Below are 18,845 nucleotides of genomic sequence, written 5' to 3'. Positions count from 1 at the left end.
AATCGGCACGGCCAGTCTGACAGGGAGGATGCCCAGGCCGGGAAGGACATAACCACCAGCCGGGCAAATTGACTATGGCCCTCAAAGGTTAAAATCGTATGGTCAGGGGACGTGTTTTTTCAGCGGGGGCCTTTGGCGTGACATCAGACATCTTTATCGGCGGCGGCGGGCCGGACTACGGCGTGCAGCAACATCTCAGCCTTGGCTATGCCAACCGCCACGGGCTGATCGCGGGCGCCACGGGCACGGGCAAGACCGTTACGCTGCAGATCCTCGCCGAAGGGTTTTCCAAGGCGGGGGTGCCGGTCTTCCTGTCGGACGTAAAAGGGGATCTGTCCGGGCTGGCCAAGGCCGGGACGGCGGATCACAAACTGCACGGGCCTTTCACCGAGCGCGCGGGCACCATCGGCTTCACCGACTACGTTTACGAGGCATTTCCGGTGACGTTTTGGGATCTTTTCGGCGATCAGGGCCACCCGGTGCGCACCACGGTTTCCGAAATGGGCCCGCTGTTGCTGGCCCGTCTGCTGGAATTGACCGAGGCGCAGGAAGGTATTCTGAACATCGCCTTTCGGCTCGCAGATGAGGACGGGATGCCGCTGCTGGATCTGAAGGATCTGCAATCCCTGCTGGTCTGGATCGGCGAGAACGCCAAGGATCTGTCGCTGCGCTACGGTAATGTCTCCTCCGCGTCCATTGGCGCGATCCAGCGTCGTCTGCTGGTGCTGGAAAATCAGGGCGGGGCAGGGCTCTTCGGAGAACCGGCACTGGCGCTCTCCGATCTGATGCGTGTTGACGCCACGGGCAAGGGCGAAATCAACATCCTCGCCGCCGACAAGCTGATGGGCGCTCCGGGGCTTTATGCGACGTTCCTGCTCTGGCTGCTGTCTGAGCTCTTCGAGGAACTGCCCGAGGTGGGTGACCCCGACAAACCCAAATTGGTCTTCTTTTTCGACGAAGCGCATCTCTTGTTCGACGACGCCCCCAAGGCGCTGGTCGATAAGGTCGAACAGGTGGCGCGCCTGATCCGCTCCAAGGGCGTCGGCGTCTATTTCATCACCCAGAACCCGGCGGATGTGCCCGAAGACATCTTGGGCCAACTGGGCAACCGCATCCAACACGCGCTCCGCGCTTTTACCGCGAAGGACCGCAAGGAATTGCGCATGGCCGCCGAGACCTACCGCGAGAACCCGGCTTTCGAGACCGAAGAGGCGATCCGCGAGGTCGGCGTCGGCGAGGCCGTCACCTCCATGCTGCAGAAAAAGGGCGTACCGGGGATTGTCGAGCGCACCCTGATCCGCCCGCCGTCGTCGCAGCTGGGGCCGATCACCAAGGTGGAGCGTGCCCAGATCATGACGGGTTCCGACATGGCCGGGAAGTACGATGATCCTGTGGACCGCAAATCCGCCTTCGAAATCCTCAAACAGCGCGCCGACCAGGCCGCTAAAGAGGCCGCAAAAGCCGAAGAAGCCGCCGAGGAGGAAGAGTCCCCACTCGCCCGCGAATTCAGCGCCGCCCGCCGCTACACCGGCGCCCGCGTCGCCCGCTCCACCTCTCGCGCGAGCCGCCGCCAGAGCAAAACCCTCGGCGGCGCCGTCGCCAACGCGGTGATCAAGGAGCTCTCCGGCACCACCGGCCGCCGCCTCGTCCGCGGTATCTTGGGCGGGTTGTTCAAGGGGCGATGATGGGCGCAGCGTCACGCCTGTATGAATTCGTTTGTTGCGTCAAACTCGCTTGAAGGTTCACCGTGATGACCACCTTAAGAAAGCTTGCATTGGTCATTGCTATGCTCCCAATCGCCGGTTTCGTCGATATTTGAGCCCGGTGGTACTCATACCGCCGGGCGTGCAGATGAACCTACACTCGCACGTCCGTCATCGCTTCTACAGCTTCTTCGGCTTTCTCAGCGGCTTTATCCATGGCATCGCTAGCATCGGCTTTTCCGCTGTCGGTCTTATCCGCATCCGTATCGGTGGTCTCTGCGATCATCTCCGAGATGTCCTGCTTGATACCGAGCTCAATTGCAGCAACGCCTCTGGCAGCCTCCGCCTGATTTTTCGATGCCACTTCGCTGGCGATTTCCTTGGCGACTTTTGAGTACTCAATGCGCGCTACCGTTGCGGCTGCAAAGCCCCAGGCATCTCCTTTTTCAGAACTTTCCTTCGCCTGCGCTTCCAGCTTGATTTGTGTCAACGCCGCTTCTGTTTGCTGGTCAGCAAGAGATCGGCTCAGGTTCTTAGCAAAAGGTTCGTCACCTTTTTTCGACGGCTCGGATGTCGCTGCAAGCACAGGGTCCGGCAATGACGTCCCGTTCTGTTGATTGTTCAGCTGGGCCGCGTTGGCATTTGCTTGACCAATCAGACTGGTCGCGATGTTCATACTGACTAAAGATACCATGCTAACACTGCTCCTGATTTACAAAAACACTACCACTTGCAGTCGTAGCTGGAGAATCTGAAGCTATCGTTTAAGAAAATCCGTTTTTACCAATGATTTTAACAAGTTCAGCCATGGTCCTGAAGGCAGCGAAATCATTTTTGCTTAGTGACGAGCGACTGGTTAGCGCTCTGGAATCAACCCTCGTGGGCTGAACCGCAGCACCAGCAGCAAAAGCACCCCTATGGTCAGCAGCCGCATATGCGCCGCTGAAGCGATCAGATGCGCTTTGACCGCGCTGCCATCCGGCAAGCCCGCCGTGATCCACTCCATCACCTGCAGGCCGATCGTCTCGCCCTGATCCCACATCAGGTAGATCAGCATGCCGCCCAGAACAGCGCCGAGGTTGTTGCCCGACCCACCGACGATCACCATCACCCAGACGAGGAAGGTGAAGCGCAGCGGCTGATAGGTACCGGGCGTCAGCTGCCCGTCCAGCGTGGTCATCATCGCGCCCGCGATGCCGCAGATGGCCGAGCCCAGAATGAACACCTGCAAATGCCGCGCGGTCACATCCTTGCCCATGGCCTCCGCCGCGACCTCATTGTCGCGAATGGCCCGCATCATCCGGCCCCAGGGGCTGTTCAGCGCCTGTTGCGCCAGCCACAAGAGCAGCACCAGCACAAAGGCGAAAAGCCCGCAGTAGAGCAGCTTTACGTAGATGGTCGAGGCCGTCACGGCATCGACACCAAAGCCTGCGGCCCGCTCCACGAAGACCGGATCATTCTGCAGATTGATTTCATAGGGCACGGGCCGGGGCACGCCGACCACGTTCTTCACCCCGCGCGACAGCCAGTCTTCGTTCTTGAGAATGGCGATGATGATCTCCGCAATCCCCAGCGTTGCAATGGCCAGATAATCGGATCGCAGACCCAGTGCTGTCTTGCCGATGATCCAGGCCGCGCCTGCGGCCAGCAAGCCGCCCACCGGCCAGGCCAGGATCACCGGTAGACCAAGGCCGCCAAGATAGCCCGTAAGCGCAGGCTCAATCGCCTCAACCGCTTCGACCGACGGATCGAAGAGCCCCCGGTAGATCAGGAACCCCACCACCAGAATGCCGAACACCACCAGCGAGCGGGTCCAGCCTTTGGCCATGCGCCCCGCGACGATAATGGCAATCCCGATGGTCAGCGCGCCGAGAAACAGGCTGGCGACGATGCCGAAACCGCCCGCTTGCCACGCACCCGGCGTCACCGGCATGCCCACCAGCACGGCGGCCAATCCCCCCAGCGCCACGAACCCCATGATGCCCACGTTGAAGAGCCCGGCAAACCCCCACTGCAGGTTCACCCCCAGCGCCATAATCGCGGAAATAAGCCCCATGTTGAGCACGAAAAGCGCGGCATTCCAGCCCTGAAACTGCGCGATCAGCGGGATCATCGCGAAGACGGTGGCGAAAAGGATCAGGTTTTTCACAGAGGCACTCATACCGCTTTCCCCGAGAACAGGCCTGTCGGTTTGACCAGTAGTACGATCAGCAAGATGACAAAGCTGACCGCCAGCTTGTAGTCGGTGGAGAGCAGCTGCACCAAGGTGTCCGGCGCCATGCTTTCCGGCACGACATAGGTCACCACCTTCTTCCAGGCATAGGTCACGGTCACTTCGGAAAAGGCGATGACAAACCCGCCGGCAATCGCCCCCAGCGGATTGCCCAGGCCGCCCACGATGGCGCTGGCGAAGATCGGCAGCAGCAACTGGAAATAGGTAAAGGGTTTGAAGCTCTTGTCGAGCCCGTAGAGCACGCCTGCGATGGTCGCCAGCCCCGCCACGATCAGCCAGGTGATCATCACCACCCGTTCAGGATTAATGCCCGAGAGCAGCGCCAGGTCTTCATTGTCGGAATAGGCCCGCATGGACTTGCCCGTCCGGGTGCGGTTGAGGAACCAAAAGAGCAGGGCAACGACAATCACCGCCGTCAGGATGGTGATGCCCTGCGTTGTCTTGAACGCCAACCCCTCACGCAGGCCCGTCATCTCGCGGAAGGTGCGGGCCGAGATGATAAAGCGTTCGCCATCCAGAAACCGCTGGTCATCCGGTCCGATGATGAACCGCACCAGCCCGTTGAGCACGAAGGTGACGCCGAGGCTCACAATCACGAAAATCACCGGCTTGGCCTTTTGCGCGCGATAAAACCGATAGACAACCCGGTCGGTGGTCAGCACCAGCGCCATACAACCAAGGATGCCAAAGGGCAGGGCGAGCAGCGCGGTGGGCAGCGGCCCCAGCGAAATTCCCCAGCTTTGAAAGAGCCAGGTCACCAACACGGTCACCATCGCCCCAAAGGCCATCGTGTCCCCATGGGCAAAGTTCGAGAACCGCAGAATGCCGTAGATCAGCGTAACTCCCAGCGCCCCAAGCGCCAGTTGCGAGCCATAGGCCACAGCGGGGATAATCACGAAATTCGAGAGGGCGATGAAGGCGTTGAGAAAGTCCATCAGCTGATTGCCTCACACACACCAAAACTGGTAACGACGGCGGCCGTGGAGCCGAAGTATTTAGTCATGACCATCCGCCCGTCAGCGTTCCTGACAAGCATCGTATATCCTTCATTATGCATGCCTAGAAAGAAGGAAGCGTTTTCCTCCCAAGGGATAGGGTTTATCCAATAGTGCGAAGATCCTTCGCGTATCGAAACCTCATATTTTTCGTTTTCGTCGGATTTCTTGACGTCGATTTCAAGTGTTGTCTGCGCGTCACTGCAGTCATGATCATCCCGACAGACCATCGTCACAGCACATTTGGCTGGTTTCATCGCGAATGCGACCAGAGGGTCCGTCAATTGCTCTGCTGTCGACCTCTTTGAGAGTTCAAAGCTAGAGACGCCGATGAGTGCTACGATGATCACCATTCCAAAGAACAAACGTTTCGTGGACACCTCTACCCTCCCAAAAACGACTTGCGCACTTCAGGGTCGGCGAGCAATTCCTTGCCCGTTCCCGTATAGGCATTCCGCCCCTGCACCAGCACATAGCCCTTGTCGGCGATCTCCAGTGCCTGCCGCGCGTTCTGTTCCACCATCAGGATCGGGATGCCCGTGCGCGCCACTTCGATGATGCGGTCGAAAAGCTCATCCATCACGATCGGCGACACTCCCGCCGTCGGCTCATCCAGCATCAACACCTTCGGTTGCGTCATCAGCGCCCGGCCCACCGCCACCTGCTGCCGCTGCCCCCCCGACAGCTCACCTGCCGGTTGCCGTCGCTTGTCGCGCAGGATCGGAAACAGATCATAGATCTGCTCCATCGTGGGCCTGATGTCATCCGTGCGGATAAACGCGCCCATCTCCAGGTTCTCCTCAACGGTCATGGAGGTGAAGATGTTCGACGTCTGCGGCACAAACCCCATGCCCTTGGCCACCCGGTCCTGCGGAGAAAGCGCGGTGATATCCTCGCCATCCAGCTTCACATGCCCCGCGCGCAGGTTCAGCATGCCGAACACCGCTTTCATGCCAGTCGATTTGCCTGCCCCGTTTGGCCCGACGATCACCGCGATTTCGCCACGGTCCACCGCAATGGTGCAATCGTGCAGAATGTCGGGGCCGTTCCCATAGCCGCCCGTCATCGCCTCACCAATCAGGAACGGCCCACCGGCAGAGGCATACGCCTTGCCGCCCGGTTTCACCGGCGTCGCGGTGCCCATGCCCCTGGGATTACCCAGCGACAGGTCCTTGTTGCCGCGGTCGGAATAGGGATCAGTGCTCATCCGAACCACTCCCGCTTCTTCTGGCCACAAATATCCCCGCCGGAGGCATGAAATCCGCCGCGCAGCGGCCAGCATATCCGACCGATGCTCATGCGCCCACCTTGTCCTTGTTCTTCAGGCCGGTGCCGAGATAGGCTTCGATCACCTGCTCATTCGCCTTGATCTCGTCCAGCGTGCCCTGCGCCAACACCTTGCCCTCGGCCATGCAGATCACCGGGTCGCACAGGCGCCCGATGAAATCCATGTCATGTTCGATGACCACGAAAGTATAGCCCCGATCCTGGTTGAGCCGGATAATCGCATCACCAATCGTGTTCAGCAGTGTGCGGTTCACGCCTGCGCCGACCTCGTCCAGAAAGACGATCTTGGCATCCACCATCATGGTGCGCCCCAGTTCCAGCAGCTTCTTCTGCCCGCCGGAGATCTGGCCCGCCTTGTGGTCCGCCAAATGCTCCACGGTCAGGAATTCCAGCACCTCATCGGCCTTGGCCCGCAAGGCGCGTTCCTCATCGGCGATGCGCTTGCGCCCGAACCAGGTGTTCCAGAGCGTCTCACCCGACTGCGCGCCCGGCACCATCATCAGGTTCTCGCGACAGGTCATGGACGAAAACTCATGCGCGATCTGGAAGGTGCGCAAGAGCCCCTTGTGGAAGAGCGTGTGCGGCGGCAGGCCGGTGATGTCCTCGCCCTGCATCGTCACACGGCCAAAGGTTGGTTGAAGAACGCCCGCGATCACATTGAAAAGAGTTGTTTTTCCCGCGCCGTTCGGGCCGATCAGCCCGGTGATCCTGCCCTGTTCGATTTCCAGCGACGCACCATCCACGGCGTGAAAACCGCCGAAGTGCTTATGAATGTCGTCTACGACGATCATATGTTTTCCCCGTCGGCGCTGCATTGGCGCCTTGTATCATTGGAACGGCCCGGCGCGCAAAGCGTCGGGCCGTTCGTTGTCTTACGGGACGGATTACTTGAAACCGATGGTTTCGTTCTTGCCATCCTTCACTTCGATCATGCGGTAGGTGCCCGCGGATTCGCCGGGGCCGATCAGCTCAACCGCCGAGGCACCGACATAGTCCACGTCGCCGCCTTCGCGAATGATGTCGAGCGCCTTGCCCAGCTCACCGGGGTAGATCTTTTCACCGGGCGCATTGGCCACATCGAGGATGTGCTTGCCATAGTCCGCAGGGTCGGTGCTGTCCGCCGCCTGCATGGCCAGCATGAAGAGTGCCGCCGCATCATAGCTTTCGGGCGTGTAGGGCGAGGTGGCGTCGAACGCGTCACCGGCCATCGCGGTCAGCTTTTCGATGCCCTCACCGCCGGAGCCTGCGATCTGACCGTAGGAGCCGTTCAGCGCATCCCCGACATTTGCCGGCAGGCTGTCGCCGATCATGCCACCGGGCAGGCCGAAGGTGTCAAACGCGCCTGTGTCCAGCGCCGCGTTGATGATGCCCAGACCCCCCTGGTCCAGATACCCGGCAACGACCAGCAGATCGCCCCCGGCAGAGGCCAGCGCGCCCATCTCCGCGGAATAATCCGCTTTGCCGTCTTCATGGGCCGCGACGATGGTCACTTCACCACCAACTTCCTTGAAGTTGCTTTCAATCGCATCGGCCAGACCTTTGCCGTAGTCGTTGTTGGTGTAGGTCAAAGCGATGGATTGCACGCCGCGCTCCTGCAGGATCTCGGCCATGACCTGGCCTTCGCGCGCATCCGACGGGGCGGTGCGGAAGAAGAGATCATTGTCTTCAACCGTGGACAGGCCCGGCGATGTGGCGGAGGGCGAGATCATCACCATGCCGTTCGGGATCGCCACGTTCTGCAGGATCGCGCCGGTCACGCCGGAGCAGTCGCCGCCAATGATGCCATGCGCACCATCCGCAATCAGGCGTTCCCCGTTGGAGGTGGACAGGCCGTTGTCGATACAGCCGGTATCCGCCCGCATCGGCGTCACCTTGGCTGCATCCAGCAGCTTGCCGCTCTCAGTCACTTCGCTCATCGCCAATTCAGCACCCGCCGCCATCGGACCGGTCAGCGATTCAATCGGGCCGGTGAAGCCGATGAGAATGCCCAGTTTTACTTCCTTTGCGTGACCACCTGCCAACGCAGAGGTCGCGACAAGTGCTGCAGCCGTGGAGGCCAAAAGCATCTTTTTCATTGTTTTCTCCCATATTGGAACATCACGTTCGGGCGACAGGTTATGCGCGCCGTGCTCAAAAGAAAAGCGCTTTTCGAGGGCCTCACAATCGGGTCAGCGCGCCTTGAGAAACCGGGCTTTTCGCCTATTTCCATCAGGTAAGCGCAGCTTGGGAGACCCGACAGATGACCCGCCGATTTCCAGTGAGAGCCCTCATCCTCTCTGCCTTGTTCAGTACCTTTGCGGTCATGGCGGTGCAGGCCGACACGCGGATCACCCTATCGCCGATGGCAGAGGGGCTCGATACGCCCTGGGGGATTGCCCTGATGCCGGACGGCGGTCTGCTGGTCACCGAGCGGGAGGGCGCGCTGCTGCATTTCCGCGATGGCGCACGCCGCGAGGTGGCGGGGGTGCCGGATGTGGCTGCACGGGGGCAGGGCGGGCTGCTCGACATCACATTGGCGCGTGACTTCGCACAGACGCGGGAGCTTTTCCTGACCTATTCCAAACCACAGCGGGGCGGTGCCGGGACGGCGCTGGCGGTGGCCCGCCTGTCGCAGGACGCCACCCGTCTGGAAAATCCGCGCGTTCTTTTCGAAATGGCCGCCGGCAGTGCGGGGGGGCGGCATTTTGGCAGTCGCGTGGTGGAGGCGGCGGATGGGACGCTCTTTGTCACCATTGGCGACCGGGGCGACCGCCCGTCCGCGCAGGATCGCAGCACCCACAATGGCGCGATTGTTCGCATCAATCGGGACGGGTCGGTGCCGCGCGACAATCCCTTTGTCGGGCAGGCAGATGTGTTGCCGGAGATCTGGTCCTTTGGACACCGCAACCCGCAGGGCGCAGGCTTTGACGCCGCCGGGCAGCTCTGGACGTCAGAGCACGGCGCGCGGGGGGGCGATGAGCTGAACCGCGTGAAGAAAGGCGCCAACTTCGGCTGGCCGGTGATCTCCTACGGGCGGCATTACTCCGGGGCCAAGATCGGCGAAGGCGCCACCAAGCCGGGGATGGAACAGCCGCTGCACTACTGGGACCCGTCCATCGCGCCCTCAGGATTGTTGGTCTATCAGGGCGAGATGTTCCCGGAGTGGCGGGGCGACATCTTTGTGGGGTCGCTGAAATTCGATTACATCTCGCGGCTGGAGGTGTCAGGGAATACCGCGCGTGAGGCCGGTCAGATCAAGTCTGATCAGACCAGCCGCGTACGTGACCTGATCGAAGCGCCTGATGGCAGCATCTGGTTCGTCTCTGTAGGCGACGGGGTTGTCTACCGCATGGCGCGCGCGGGCGCCTGATCAGATGGACAGGCGCGCCGCGTGACTGCCACGCTCGCGGTAGGGCGTGGTGTCATAATGCGACCGGTAGCATTTGGAAAAATGCGAGGGTGAGGCAAAGCCACAGGCCAGGGCCACGTTGATCACGCTCATATCGGTCTGCATCAGCAGGTTGCGCGCCTTCTGCAGCCGTAATTCCATGTAGTAGCGCTTGGGCGAGCGGTTGAGATAGCGGCGAAAGAGCCGCTCCAGCTGCCGCGTGCTCATGCCGACGTTCTTGGCGAGGATCGACGGGCTGATCGGCTCCTCGATATTGCCCTCCATCATCTGGATGACTTTGCTGAGCTTCGGGTGGCGCACGCCAATCCGGGTCGGCACCGACAGGCGCTGCGTGTCCTGATCGGTGCGGATCGACGCATAGATCAACTGGTCTGCCACCATATTGGCGAGTTCTTCGCCCTGGTGATCGGCAATCAGCTTGAGCATCAGATCGATGGAGGAGGTCCCGCCAGCGGTGGTAATCCGGTTGCCATCGACCACGAAGACCGATTTCGTCAGGTCGACCTCCTGGAACTCCTCGGAAAAACTGTCCTGATTTTCCCAGTGGATCGTGGCGCGTTTGCCGTCCAGCAGCCCCGCCTTGGCGAGTGTGTAGGCAGCAGTGCAGAGCCCGCCGACCAAAAGCCCCTTGCGGGCCTCGCGGCGCAGCCAACCCAGCACGCGTTTTGTGGTAGCTGCCTGCACGTCGATGCCGCCACAGACCATCACCGTGTCGTCGCGGTTCAGATCTTCCAGATCTCCGTCCAGCTTGAAGCCGCTACCCGAGGAGGCATAGACGATATCACCGCCCTCGCCGATGATCCGCCATTCATAGAGCTGTCGACCTGCCATCCGGTTTGCGATGCGAAGGCTTTCGACGGCAGCGGAAAAACAGAGCAATGTGAAATCGTCGAGCAAAACAAACACGAACCGCTTCGGTTTGTCGGCGGGCGGATCTTTCCGCAGGGCTGGTTGCATCTGGGACATTGCCGTCTCTTGATCTTATCTTCCCGGGACAGGGGGCGTTCTCCGCTGTCTGTTGGCTCACATGGTCACGACCGAAACGTCACGTCAAGAGGTCGAATTTGTGATATGGTCACTGCTCTAAGGCTTTTGTATAGAGGGCGCTGAGATGTGAGCGCTCGCAGGAATGCGGGCTCAACCCGGAGTAGAAAAAATGACCGAATGGACAAAATCAAGCTGGCGCGCCAAACCGCGGATCCAGATGCCGGATTATCCGGATCAGGCCGCCCTGGAGGCTGTCGAGGCCCAGCTTGCCCGATTTCCGCTCCTGGTCTTTGCCGGTGAGGCCCGTCGCCTGAAAAAGCACCTTGCCGCCGCTGGCCGTGGCGAGGCCTTTCTGCTGCAGGGCGGTGATTGCGCCGAGAGTTTCGACCAGTTCAGCTCGGATGCGATCCGCGACACGTTCAAGGTGATGCTGCAGATGGCCATCGTCCTGACCCATGGGGCCAAGGTGCCGGTGATCAAAGTGGGGCGTATGGCCGGGCAATTCGCCAAGCCACGCTCGGCGCCCACCGAGACGGTGGAAGGTGTGGAACTGCCCAGCTACCGCGGTGATATCATCAACGAGCTCGACTTCACGCCCGAGGCCCGCATCCCGGACCCGGAGAAGATGTTGCGCGCCTACACCCAGGCTGCCGCCACGCTGAACCTCATCCGCGCGTTCTCGACGGGCGGTTACGCGGATGTGCATCAGGTGCACGCCTGGACGCTGGGCTTCACCGAGAGCGAGAAGGTCGACCGCTACCGCGAGATTGCCAACCGGATTTCCGACACGCTGGACTTCATGACGGCGGCGGGGGTGAACGGGGATACGGCCCATACGCTGAAGTCCGTGGAATTCTACACCAGCCACGAGTCGCTCCTGCTGGAGTATGAAGAGGCGCTGACGCGTATCGACAGCACCACCGGCAAGTGGCTGGCAGGCTCGGGTCACATGATCTGGATCGGCGACCGGACGCGCCAGCCCGATGGTGCGCATGTCGAGTTTGCCAGCGGCGTGCAGAACCCGATCGGCCTGAAGGCGGGTCCGTCGATGACGTCGGAAGACCTCAAGGTACTGATGGCCAAGTTGAACCCCGAAAACGAAGAGGGACGCCTGACCCTGATCGCGCGTTTCGGCGCGGGCTCCGTGGGCGAGCACCTGCCGCGCCTGATCAAGACGGTCCGCGAAGAGGGGGCCAATGTCACCTGGGTCTGTGACGCGATGCACGGCAATACGATCAAATCCTCGACCGGCTACAAAACGCGGCCCTTTGATTCCGTGCTGCGCGAAGTGCGCGAGTTCTTTGCCGTGCATGCGACCGAAGGCACCGTGCCGGGGGGCGTGCATTTCGAGATGACCGGGCAAGACGTGACCGAGTGCACCGGAGGTGTTCGCGCCGTCAGCGATGAAGACCTGTCAGATCGCTACCATACCGCCTGTGATCCGCGCCTGAACGCCAGCCAGTCTCTGGAACTGGCGTTCCTGGTGGCGGATGAGCTGTCGAACCGCCGCGCCGCGCATCGCGATCAGGCTGCGGGGTAACGTCGGTTCTCCGATCAGGGTAAGGCCCGCCTGCGGATGTATCTGCGGGCGGGCTTTTTTGTGGCGGCTGCCAAAACAAAACCACCCGCACATTCTGTGCGGGCGGCCGTCCTGATCAAAGGATTTTGGTACTGAAATGCGGTCAGTCGTCCGACTTCACCAGCCGCAGGTAAGGCGCGTGCTGACGCGGCGTTTCGCTGCGGAAAGGTACGCTGGGCTCGCGGAACGCCTGCTCCGGTGTTGTCGCGGGCTTTTTCACCGGTGCGGGTTTGTCCTTTTGAAGCACAGGTGGCAGTGCTGCATCTGCTACGATGGGGCGTAGCGCGCTGCGCGCCACGTCGAACCGGCGCGGGCTGCGGCCCATTTCACCCACTGAAACCAGCGCGCCGAGAATGCGGCTTACGTCGCCGAGGTCGCTTTTCAGCGGCATCAGCACCATGCGCGCCTCCAGTGGCGGCAGGCCTGCACCGGCCTCGGAACGCAATTCCAAAGAACATGTCGCCGGCGTCTCAAAGACTTCTTCGAGGATATCGCTCAGCTGACGCCGCGATGTCGGCGTGATGAAAGAGGTCAGCGGCATGCCACGAACTTCCATGCCCATCAGATCGCTCAAATGGCTGCCGGCGATACGCAACCGGGCAATGCCGGGCGCAATTCTCTCGACGATGAAGGAATACTCCAGCGCCTGCTCGATTCCGCGCGGATCAATCTCTGCACGGTTCGGCATCAGACGGTTGCCACGCAGGGCTTCCCAATAGGCCTCCAACTGCGCGATTGGTGCAAATCCTGAATGTGAAACACGTTGCGTCATACTAAATACATTGTGCGTCTTTTGCCCGCCGTTGTCCATCGCCCAACCCTTTTCTTAAATCGGTGCTTGCGCACAGTCTGAAATCGTTACGAAGGCACCCATAGCGTTTATTTGCACGGTGCCAAACTGGTTACTGGAACTTTAATATCAACAATTTTCTACAAATGGTGGGATATGTTTAGATTTGGTTAACCGGTACATGCAAGGGCCTGCGGTCGGCGAAGCATCGCGCAGGGGTTGCCCTGACCACTTGAATCGCCATAAGGCTGGCGGGAACGACGGCCGAAAGGGCAAGAACTGATGATCCGCTCCATGACTGGTTTTTCCTCGGCCACGGGCAGCCTGTCGCCCCATTCCTGGGCCTGGGAATTGCGGGCGGTGAACGGCAAGGGGCTCGATCTGCGGTTGCGTGTGCCGGACTGGATCGACGGGCTTGAAGCGGGGCTGCGCAAGCTGCTGGCCGCTCAGGTCACCCGCGGCAATGTCACCCTGTCGCTGCGGCTGGCACGGGATGAGCAGGCAGGCGCCCTGCAGATCAATGAGCCGCAGCTGACGTCCGTTCTGGACGCTATGGCGGTGATCGAGGCTCGCGCGATGGAGGCGGGCGTCTCTCTGGCGCCTGCGACCTCCTCCGATATTGTCGCCTTGCGGGGCGTGCTAGAACAAAGCACCAGCGAAGATGATGCCGCACCCCTGGCAAAGGCGCTGCTGGCGGAGGCGGAGGCCCTGATTGCCGATTTCAACGCCATGCGCGACAGTGAAGGCGCTGCCCTGCACAAGGTGCTGATGGGTCAACTGGAGGAAGTTGCGACCCTGACGGCGGAAGCGGCACGGCTGGCGGAGGCCCGCAGCGGCACGCTGGCAGAGACCTTGAGGCGCAATCTGGCCAAGGTCATGGACAATACCGATGGCGCTGATGCCGACCGCGTGGCGCAGGAACTCGCGCTGATTGCCGTGAAATCCGACGTGACAGAAGAGATCGACCGACTTGCCGCCCACGTCGAGGCGGCGCGCGACCTGATCGGGCAGGGCGGGCCGGTCGGACGCAAGCTCGATTTCCTGATGCAGGAATTCAATCGCGAGGCCAATACCCTCTGCGCCAAGGCGCAGAACACCGATCTGACCCGCTGCGGTCTGGCTTTGAAGGCGGTGATCGACCAGATGCGCGAACAAGTCCAGAATGTGGAGTAGACGATGACCGCGACACGCCGGGGCCTTTTGATCATTCTCAGCTCGCCGTCGGGGGCGGGGAAATCGACGCTGGCGCGGCGCCTGCGGACCTGGGACGCGGATATCGAATTCTCGATCTCCGCCACAACCCGCGCGGCGCGCCCCGGCGAGGAAGACGGGCGCGAATACCATTTCGTGGATGAGGCCGCGTTCAAGGCGCAGGTAAGCCACGGCGGCATGCTGGAGCACGCCCATGTCTTTGGTAATTTCTACGGCTCCCCTCGGGCGCCGGTGCAGGCGACGATAGATCAGGGCCGGGACGTGCTCTTTGACATCGACTGGCAGGGCGCGCAGCAGATCACCAATTCGGCCCTTGGCGCGCATACGCTGTCGATCTTCCTGCTGCCGCCTTCGATCCGCGAGCTGCGCAACCGGCTGGAGAAACGCGGTCAGGACGATGCGGAGACCATCGCGCGGCGTATGGAAAAGAGCTGGGACGAGATCAGCCACTGGGGCGCTTATGATTTCGTGATCGTGAATGACGATCTGGATGAGACCGAAGAAAAGCTGAAAACCATCATTTCGGCAACGCGCCTGCGGCGCAGCCAGCAACCGGGGCTGACCGAACACGTGCGCCATTTGCAATCGGAATTCGAGGAGCTGTCATGACACTCTACGCTTTGGGAGATCACAGCCCGCAGGTGCATGCGGATACATGGGTGGCGCCGGATGCCAACCTGGTGGGGCAGGTGGTGCTGGAAGAGGGCGCCTCGGTCTGGTTCGGCACCACCATCCGCGCTGATCACGAGGAAATCCGCGTGGGCAAGGGATCGAACGTGCAGGAGAACTGTGTCTTTCACATCGACGCGGGCTATCCGCTGACCATAGGCAAAAATTGCACCATCGGGCACAAAGTGATGCTGCACGGCTGCACCATTGGCGACAATTCCCTGATCGGCATGGGCGCGACCGTGCTGAACGGGGCTAAAATCGGCAAGAACTGCCTGATCGGTGCGGGCGCGTTGATCACGGAGAACAAGGTGATCCCGGATGGCTCTCTTGTGATGGGCGTGCCGGGCAAGGTCGTCCGTGAACTCGATGCGGCAGCGATCCATGGCCTGACGCTGAGCGCGCTGCATTACCAGGAAAACATGCGCAAGTTTCGAGATGAACTGCGCCCGATAGAAGGCTGATATGAAAAACGAAAAAGGATCGCTGGTGCGCCCCGACGCACTGCCTGACAGCGCCAGCCGCCCGGTGGTGACCCCGCTGAGCCCTTCGGTTGTCTATGCGTCAGACACGCCCGATATGCTGGATCGGCAATACGAAGGCGGGCTGCAAGGCTATACCTATGCGCGCGAAGGTCATCCCAACGCCGATGTGGTCGCCAAACGCATGGACCGTCTTGAGGCCGCGCCGCATTCGGGTGTCGTGACGGCCTCGGGCATGGCGGCGGTCTCTGCGGTGCTGCTGGGGCTGACGAAAGCGGGGGATCATGTGATCGGTGGCAACCAGCTTTATGGCCGGTCGCTGCGGATGATGAGTGACGATCTGCCCCGCCTGGGCATTGCCACCTCCATGATCGATCCTGGTGATATCGAGGCGATTCGCGCGGCGCTACGCCCCGAAACCCGCATGGTGCTGATCGAAGTGGTCTCCAATCCGACACTGCGCGTGGCGGATCTGAAAGGCCTCGCGACGCTCTGCAAAGAAAAGGATGTCCTGTTGGTGGTGGACAATACCTTCACTACACCGCGCGCGATCCGGCCCTTTGACTGGGGCGCGGATATCGTGATCCACTCGATCACCAAGCTGCTGGCGGGGCATTCCGATGTCATGCTGGGCTATGTGGCGGCGCGCGATGCGGCGCTGAACAACCAGTTGCGGGTCTTTACGGTGACCGCCGGGATGAACCCCAGCCCCTTTGATTGCTGGCTTGCGGAACGCGGCATGTTGTCCTTCGATCTGCGCTTTGACCGGACCCAGGCCACCGCCGCCCGGCTGGCCGATCACCTCAGCACTCTCAAGGGGGTGAAACGCGTGATCTATCCGGGCCGTGACGATCATCCCGACGGCGCCCGCGCTACGGAGCTGTTGCACGGTCAGTTCTGCAACATGGTCAGTTTTGAGCTGGACGGGGATCGGGAGGCCGCCAACGCCTTCACACGCGCCGCGGATGGCTTGAACTTCGCACCGACACTGGGGGATATCGGCACCACGCTGTCGCATCCTGCCTCCTCCTCGCATCGGGCGCTGACGGCAGAAAAACGCGCCGAGCTTGGCATGTCCGAAGGGTTTTTCCGCGTATCCGTCGGGTTGGAAGACGCGGACGCGCTCTGCCAGATTTTCACCGACGCCGTCGCCGCCGCGACGGGCAACTGACGGGACACGGGTGCGATGAGCCAGGCTCTGACCGACATTCTGGCCGCGCTGCCCTTGCCAGCCCTCATCATCGATGGCAGCGAGCGGATTGTCAGCGCCAATGCTGAGGCGCGCAACCTGATCGGGCAGGGGATCGAAGGGCGCAACTTCGTGACCATGCTGCGTCAGCCCGGGTTGATCGACACGGTTGAGGCCGTTCTGCGCGACAGCCGCCCGCGCGTGGCGCAATACCTGGCGAATGACGGGGTGCAGGATACGACCTTTCAGGTCACCGCGCGGGCCTTGTCGGAGCAGAAAGCCCTGCTGCTGTGTTTTATGGATGTGACGCATCTGGAGCAGGCGGGGCAGATGCGTCGGGATTTTGTCGCCAATGTCAGTCATGAATTACGCACCCCGCTGACGGCCCTGATGGGGTTCATCGAAACCCTGCGCGGCCCGGCCCGCGAGGATGCCGCCGCGCGCGACAGGTTTTTGGACATTATGGAAGGTGAGGCGGGCCGGATGAACCGGCTTGTGGGCGATCTGCTGTCGCTGAGCCGTGTGGAGGGGGATGAGCGTGTCCGGCCCCGGGATCGGGTCAACCTGACCGACATCCTGTCATCCGTCCTGCGCACGCTGAAACACCTGGCGGAGGAGGCGGATGTCACGCTGGAACCGGATTTTGGCGACGCACCGGTTGAGTTGATTGGTGACCCTGACCAGCTGATGCAGGTGTTCACCAATCTTATTGAAAACGCGATCAAATATGGGGCATCGGGCAAGCGTGTCACCGTCCAGATCGACCTGGCGGATCGGGACCCGGCCTTGCGTGCGCCCGGCGTGCGCGTGCATGTGATCGACTATGGTCCGGGCATCGACGCCATTCACCTGCCGCGTCTGACCGAGCGGTTTTACCGCGCCGACAGCCACCGCAGCCGGGCCCTGGGCGGCACCGGTCTGGGGCTGGCCATCGTGAAGCACATCATCAACCGGCATCGCGGGCGTTTGAGAATGGAAAGTGAATTGGGCAAAGGCGCGCGGTTCACCGTGGTTTTGCCGACGCAAGCAACGGTGCCCGCAGCCGAATCTGACGTCTGAGTCGCTTTTTCTCCACCGTGGATTGAATCCTTCCCTCCAAGCGGGTCGTGATAAAATCATTTGAAATCAGTTATTTGAAACGCAACGAGATGCCAGACGCCATACGTCATAAAACTGTTACGTAACTGTCACAAAAGCATTGCCACAGGCCCGTACCACCGGCCCCAAGATCGCCATGGGGGTGATCAGATTCGAAATTGAAAATGACAGGAGATATCATGTCGTTCGTAAAACTCACCACTTCCGCGCTGGCCATTGCGGCCGTGTCCGCAACCACCGCTGCCGCGCGTGATCAGGTGCAAGTTGCCGGATCGTCGACCGTGCTGCCCTACGCGTCGATCGTGGCCGAAGCATTTGGTGAAAATTTTGATTTCCCGACACCCGTTGTCGAATCCGGTGGCTCCTCCGCGGGCCTCAAGCGGTTTTGCGAAGGTGTGGGCGAAAACACCATCGACATCGCAAACGCATCGCGCGCCATCAAGGACAGCGAAGTTTCCGTCTGCGCCGAGAACGGTGTGACCGACATCATCGAAGTACGCATCGGCTATGACGGCATCGTCTTTGCCTCCGACATCGCCGGCAACTCCTTTGAGTTCACGCCGACGGATTGGTACAAAGCCCTGTCTGCCGAGGTTGTTGTCGACGGCGAAATCGTCGCCAACCCCTATACAACCTGGGATCAGGTCAACCCGGAATTCCCCGCCCAGCCGATCCAGGCCTTTGTTCCGGGCACCAAGCACGGCACCCGTGAAGTCTTCGAAGACAAGGTGATCCTGGCAGGCTGTGAAGCAACCGGCGATTTCGAGGCCTTCAAAGCCGCCAATGGCGACGACAAGAAAGCCGCCGAGAAAGCCTGCATCGGTCTGCGCACAGACGGTAAATCGGTCGACATCGACGGCGACTACACCGAGACCCTGGCGCGTATCGAAAGCAACAAGGACGGCATCGGCGTCTTTGGTCTGGCGTTCTACGAGAACAACACCAACAAGCTGCAGGTTGCGACCATGTCCGGTATAACACCGTCCACGGAAAGCATCGCAACAGGCGAATACCCCGTGTCCCGCCCGCTGTTCTTCTACGTGAAGAAAGCCCACATCGGCGTCATCCCCGGCCTGAAGGAATTCGCTGAATTCTTCGTGGCAGACGAAATTGCAGGCCCCGATGGCCCGCTGTCCGAATACGGTCTGGTGGCGGATCCCAAGCTGGAAGACACGCAGTCCGCAGTGGCCGACGAAGCGGTTCTGGGCGGCAACTCCTAATCTGCCTGAACAA

The 18,845-nt window shown here is 61.1% G+C and carries 18 protein-coding genes; 9 read left to right on the top strand and 9 right to left on the bottom strand.

The annotated features are described in order from the left end of the window. Nucleotides 1-137: 137 nt before the first annotated feature. On the top strand, nt 138-1,685 hold the full coding sequence (locus tag ISX84_RS10605) for a helicase HerA-like domain-containing protein (RefSeq protein ID WP_195820347.1): 1,548 nt from the start codon (nt 138-140) through the stop codon (nt 1,683-1,685). A gap of 172 nt (nt 1,686-1,857) precedes the next feature. Here ISX84_RS10605 and ISX84_RS10600 read toward each other — a convergent pair whose 3' ends face one another. The 7 genes from ISX84_RS10600 to ISX84_RS10570 form a co-directional block, all read right to left on the bottom strand. Then, on the bottom strand, nt 1,858-2,397 hold the full coding sequence (locus ISX84_RS10600) for a hypothetical protein (protein WP_195820346.1): 540 nt from the start codon (nt 2,395-2,397) through the stop codon (nt 1,858-1,860). Nucleotides 2,398-2,559: 162 nt separating this feature from the next. Next, on the bottom strand, nt 2,560-3,864 hold the full coding sequence (locus tag ISX84_RS10595; RefSeq protein ID WP_195820345.1) for a branched-chain amino acid ABC transporter permease: 1,305 nt from the start codon (nt 3,862-3,864) through the stop codon (nt 2,560-2,562). Further along, entirely contained in the window at nt 3,861-4,871 is a 1,011-nt protein-coding gene (locus ISX84_RS10590) for a branched-chain amino acid ABC transporter permease (protein ID WP_195820344.1), read from the bottom strand. The genes ISX84_RS10595 and ISX84_RS10590 overlap by 4 nt, the downstream gene beginning before the upstream one ends. Beyond that, the gene (locus tag ISX84_RS10585) at nt 4,871-5,311 is read right to left on the bottom strand and encodes a hypothetical protein (RefSeq protein ID WP_195820343.1); all 441 of its coding nucleotides are present in this window, start codon (nt 5,309-5,311) and stop codon (nt 4,871-4,873) included. Before ISX84_RS10585 ends, ISX84_RS10590 begins: the two co-directional genes overlap by 1 nt. Nucleotides 5,312-5,313: 2 nt before the next feature. After that, a complete protein-coding gene (locus tag ISX84_RS10580; protein WP_195820342.1) occupies nt 5,314-6,138 on the bottom strand; it encodes an ABC transporter ATP-binding protein in 825 nt (274 codons plus the stop codon). An 88-nt stretch (nt 6,139-6,226) separates the two neighbouring features. Beyond that, entirely contained in the window at nt 6,227-7,009 is a 783-nt protein-coding gene (locus ISX84_RS10575; RefSeq protein ID WP_195820341.1) for an ABC transporter ATP-binding protein, read from the bottom strand. A 93-nt stretch (nt 7,010-7,102) separates the two neighbouring features. Continuing rightward, on the bottom strand, nt 7,103-8,293 hold the full coding sequence (locus ISX84_RS10570) for an ABC transporter substrate-binding protein (protein ID WP_195820340.1): 1,191 nt from the start codon (nt 8,291-8,293) through the stop codon (nt 7,103-7,105). 164 nt (nt 8,294-8,457) lie between these two features. Between ISX84_RS10570 and ISX84_RS10565 the strand changes: the two genes are divergently transcribed. Further along, nucleotides 8,458-9,567: a PQQ-dependent sugar dehydrogenase gene (locus ISX84_RS10565; protein ID WP_195820339.1), complete on the top strand. Its 1,110-nt coding sequence runs from the start codon at nt 8,458-8,460 to the stop codon at nt 9,565-9,567. On the opposite strand, the gene ISX84_RS10560 is transcribed toward ISX84_RS10565, so the two are convergent. Then, nucleotides 9,568-10,572 carry a GlxA family transcriptional regulator gene (locus ISX84_RS10560; RefSeq protein ID WP_195820338.1) on the bottom strand — a complete coding sequence of 335 codons (1,005 nt, stop codon included), beginning with the start codon at nt 10,570-10,572 and terminating at the stop codon, nt 9,568-9,570. 190 nt (nt 10,573-10,762) lie between these two features. On the opposite strand from ISX84_RS10560, the gene ISX84_RS10555 reads away from it, so the two are divergent. Beyond that, nucleotides 10,763-12,133, top strand: a complete 1,371-nt coding sequence (locus ISX84_RS10555; protein ID WP_195820337.1) for a class II 3-deoxy-7-phosphoheptulonate synthase — start codon at nt 10,763-10,765, stop codon at nt 12,131-12,133. 142 nt (nt 12,134-12,275) lie between these two features. Here ISX84_RS10555 and ISX84_RS10550 read toward each other — a convergent pair whose 3' ends face one another. After that, entirely contained in the window at nt 12,276-12,944 is a 669-nt protein-coding gene (locus tag ISX84_RS10550) for a PAS domain-containing protein (protein WP_229884261.1), read from the bottom strand. 300 nt (nt 12,945-13,244) lie between these two features. On the opposite strand from ISX84_RS10550, the gene ISX84_RS10545 reads away from it, so the two are divergent. The 6 genes from ISX84_RS10545 (at nt 13,245) to ISX84_RS10520 (ending at nt 18,832) form a co-directional block, all read left to right on the top strand. Next, on the top strand, nt 13,245-14,135 hold the full coding sequence (locus ISX84_RS10545; protein ID WP_195820335.1) for a YicC/YloC family endoribonuclease: 891 nt from the start codon (nt 13,245-13,247) through the stop codon (nt 14,133-14,135). A 3-nt stretch (nt 14,136-14,138) separates the two neighbouring features. Continuing rightward, entirely contained in the window at nt 14,139-14,783 is a 645-nt protein-coding gene (gene gmk / locus ISX84_RS10540) for a guanylate kinase (protein WP_195820334.1), read from the top strand. After that, on the top strand, nt 14,780-15,307 hold the full coding sequence (locus ISX84_RS10535; RefSeq protein WP_195820333.1) for a gamma carbonic anhydrase family protein: 528 nt from the start codon (nt 14,780-14,782) through the stop codon (nt 15,305-15,307). The genes gmk and ISX84_RS10535 overlap by 4 nt, the downstream gene beginning before the upstream one ends. A 1-nt stretch (nt 15,308) precedes the next feature. Then, entirely contained in the window at nt 15,309-16,496 is a 1,188-nt protein-coding gene (locus ISX84_RS10530; RefSeq protein WP_195820332.1) for a trans-sulfuration enzyme family protein, read from the top strand. A 15-nt stretch (nt 16,497-16,511) separates the two neighbouring features. Beyond that, nucleotides 16,512-17,573, top strand: coding sequence for an ATP-binding protein (locus tag ISX84_RS10525; protein ID WP_195820331.1), 1,062 nt, complete (start codon nt 16,512-16,514; stop codon nt 17,571-17,573). Between the two features lie 218 nt (nt 17,574-17,791). After that, nucleotides 17,792-18,832 (top strand): substrate-binding domain-containing protein, encoded by a 1,041-nt coding sequence (locus ISX84_RS10520; RefSeq protein ID WP_195820330.1) that lies wholly within the window; start codon nt 17,792-17,794, stop codon nt 18,830-18,832. Nucleotides 18,833-18,845: the final 13 nt, after the last annotated feature.

Source organism: Roseobacter sp. MH60115, from assembly GCF_015644665.1.
Classification (GTDB): domain Bacteria; phylum Pseudomonadota; class Alphaproteobacteria; order Rhodobacterales; family Rhodobacteraceae; genus Roseobacter.
This window is presented reverse-complemented; position numbering and strand designations above follow the sequence as displayed.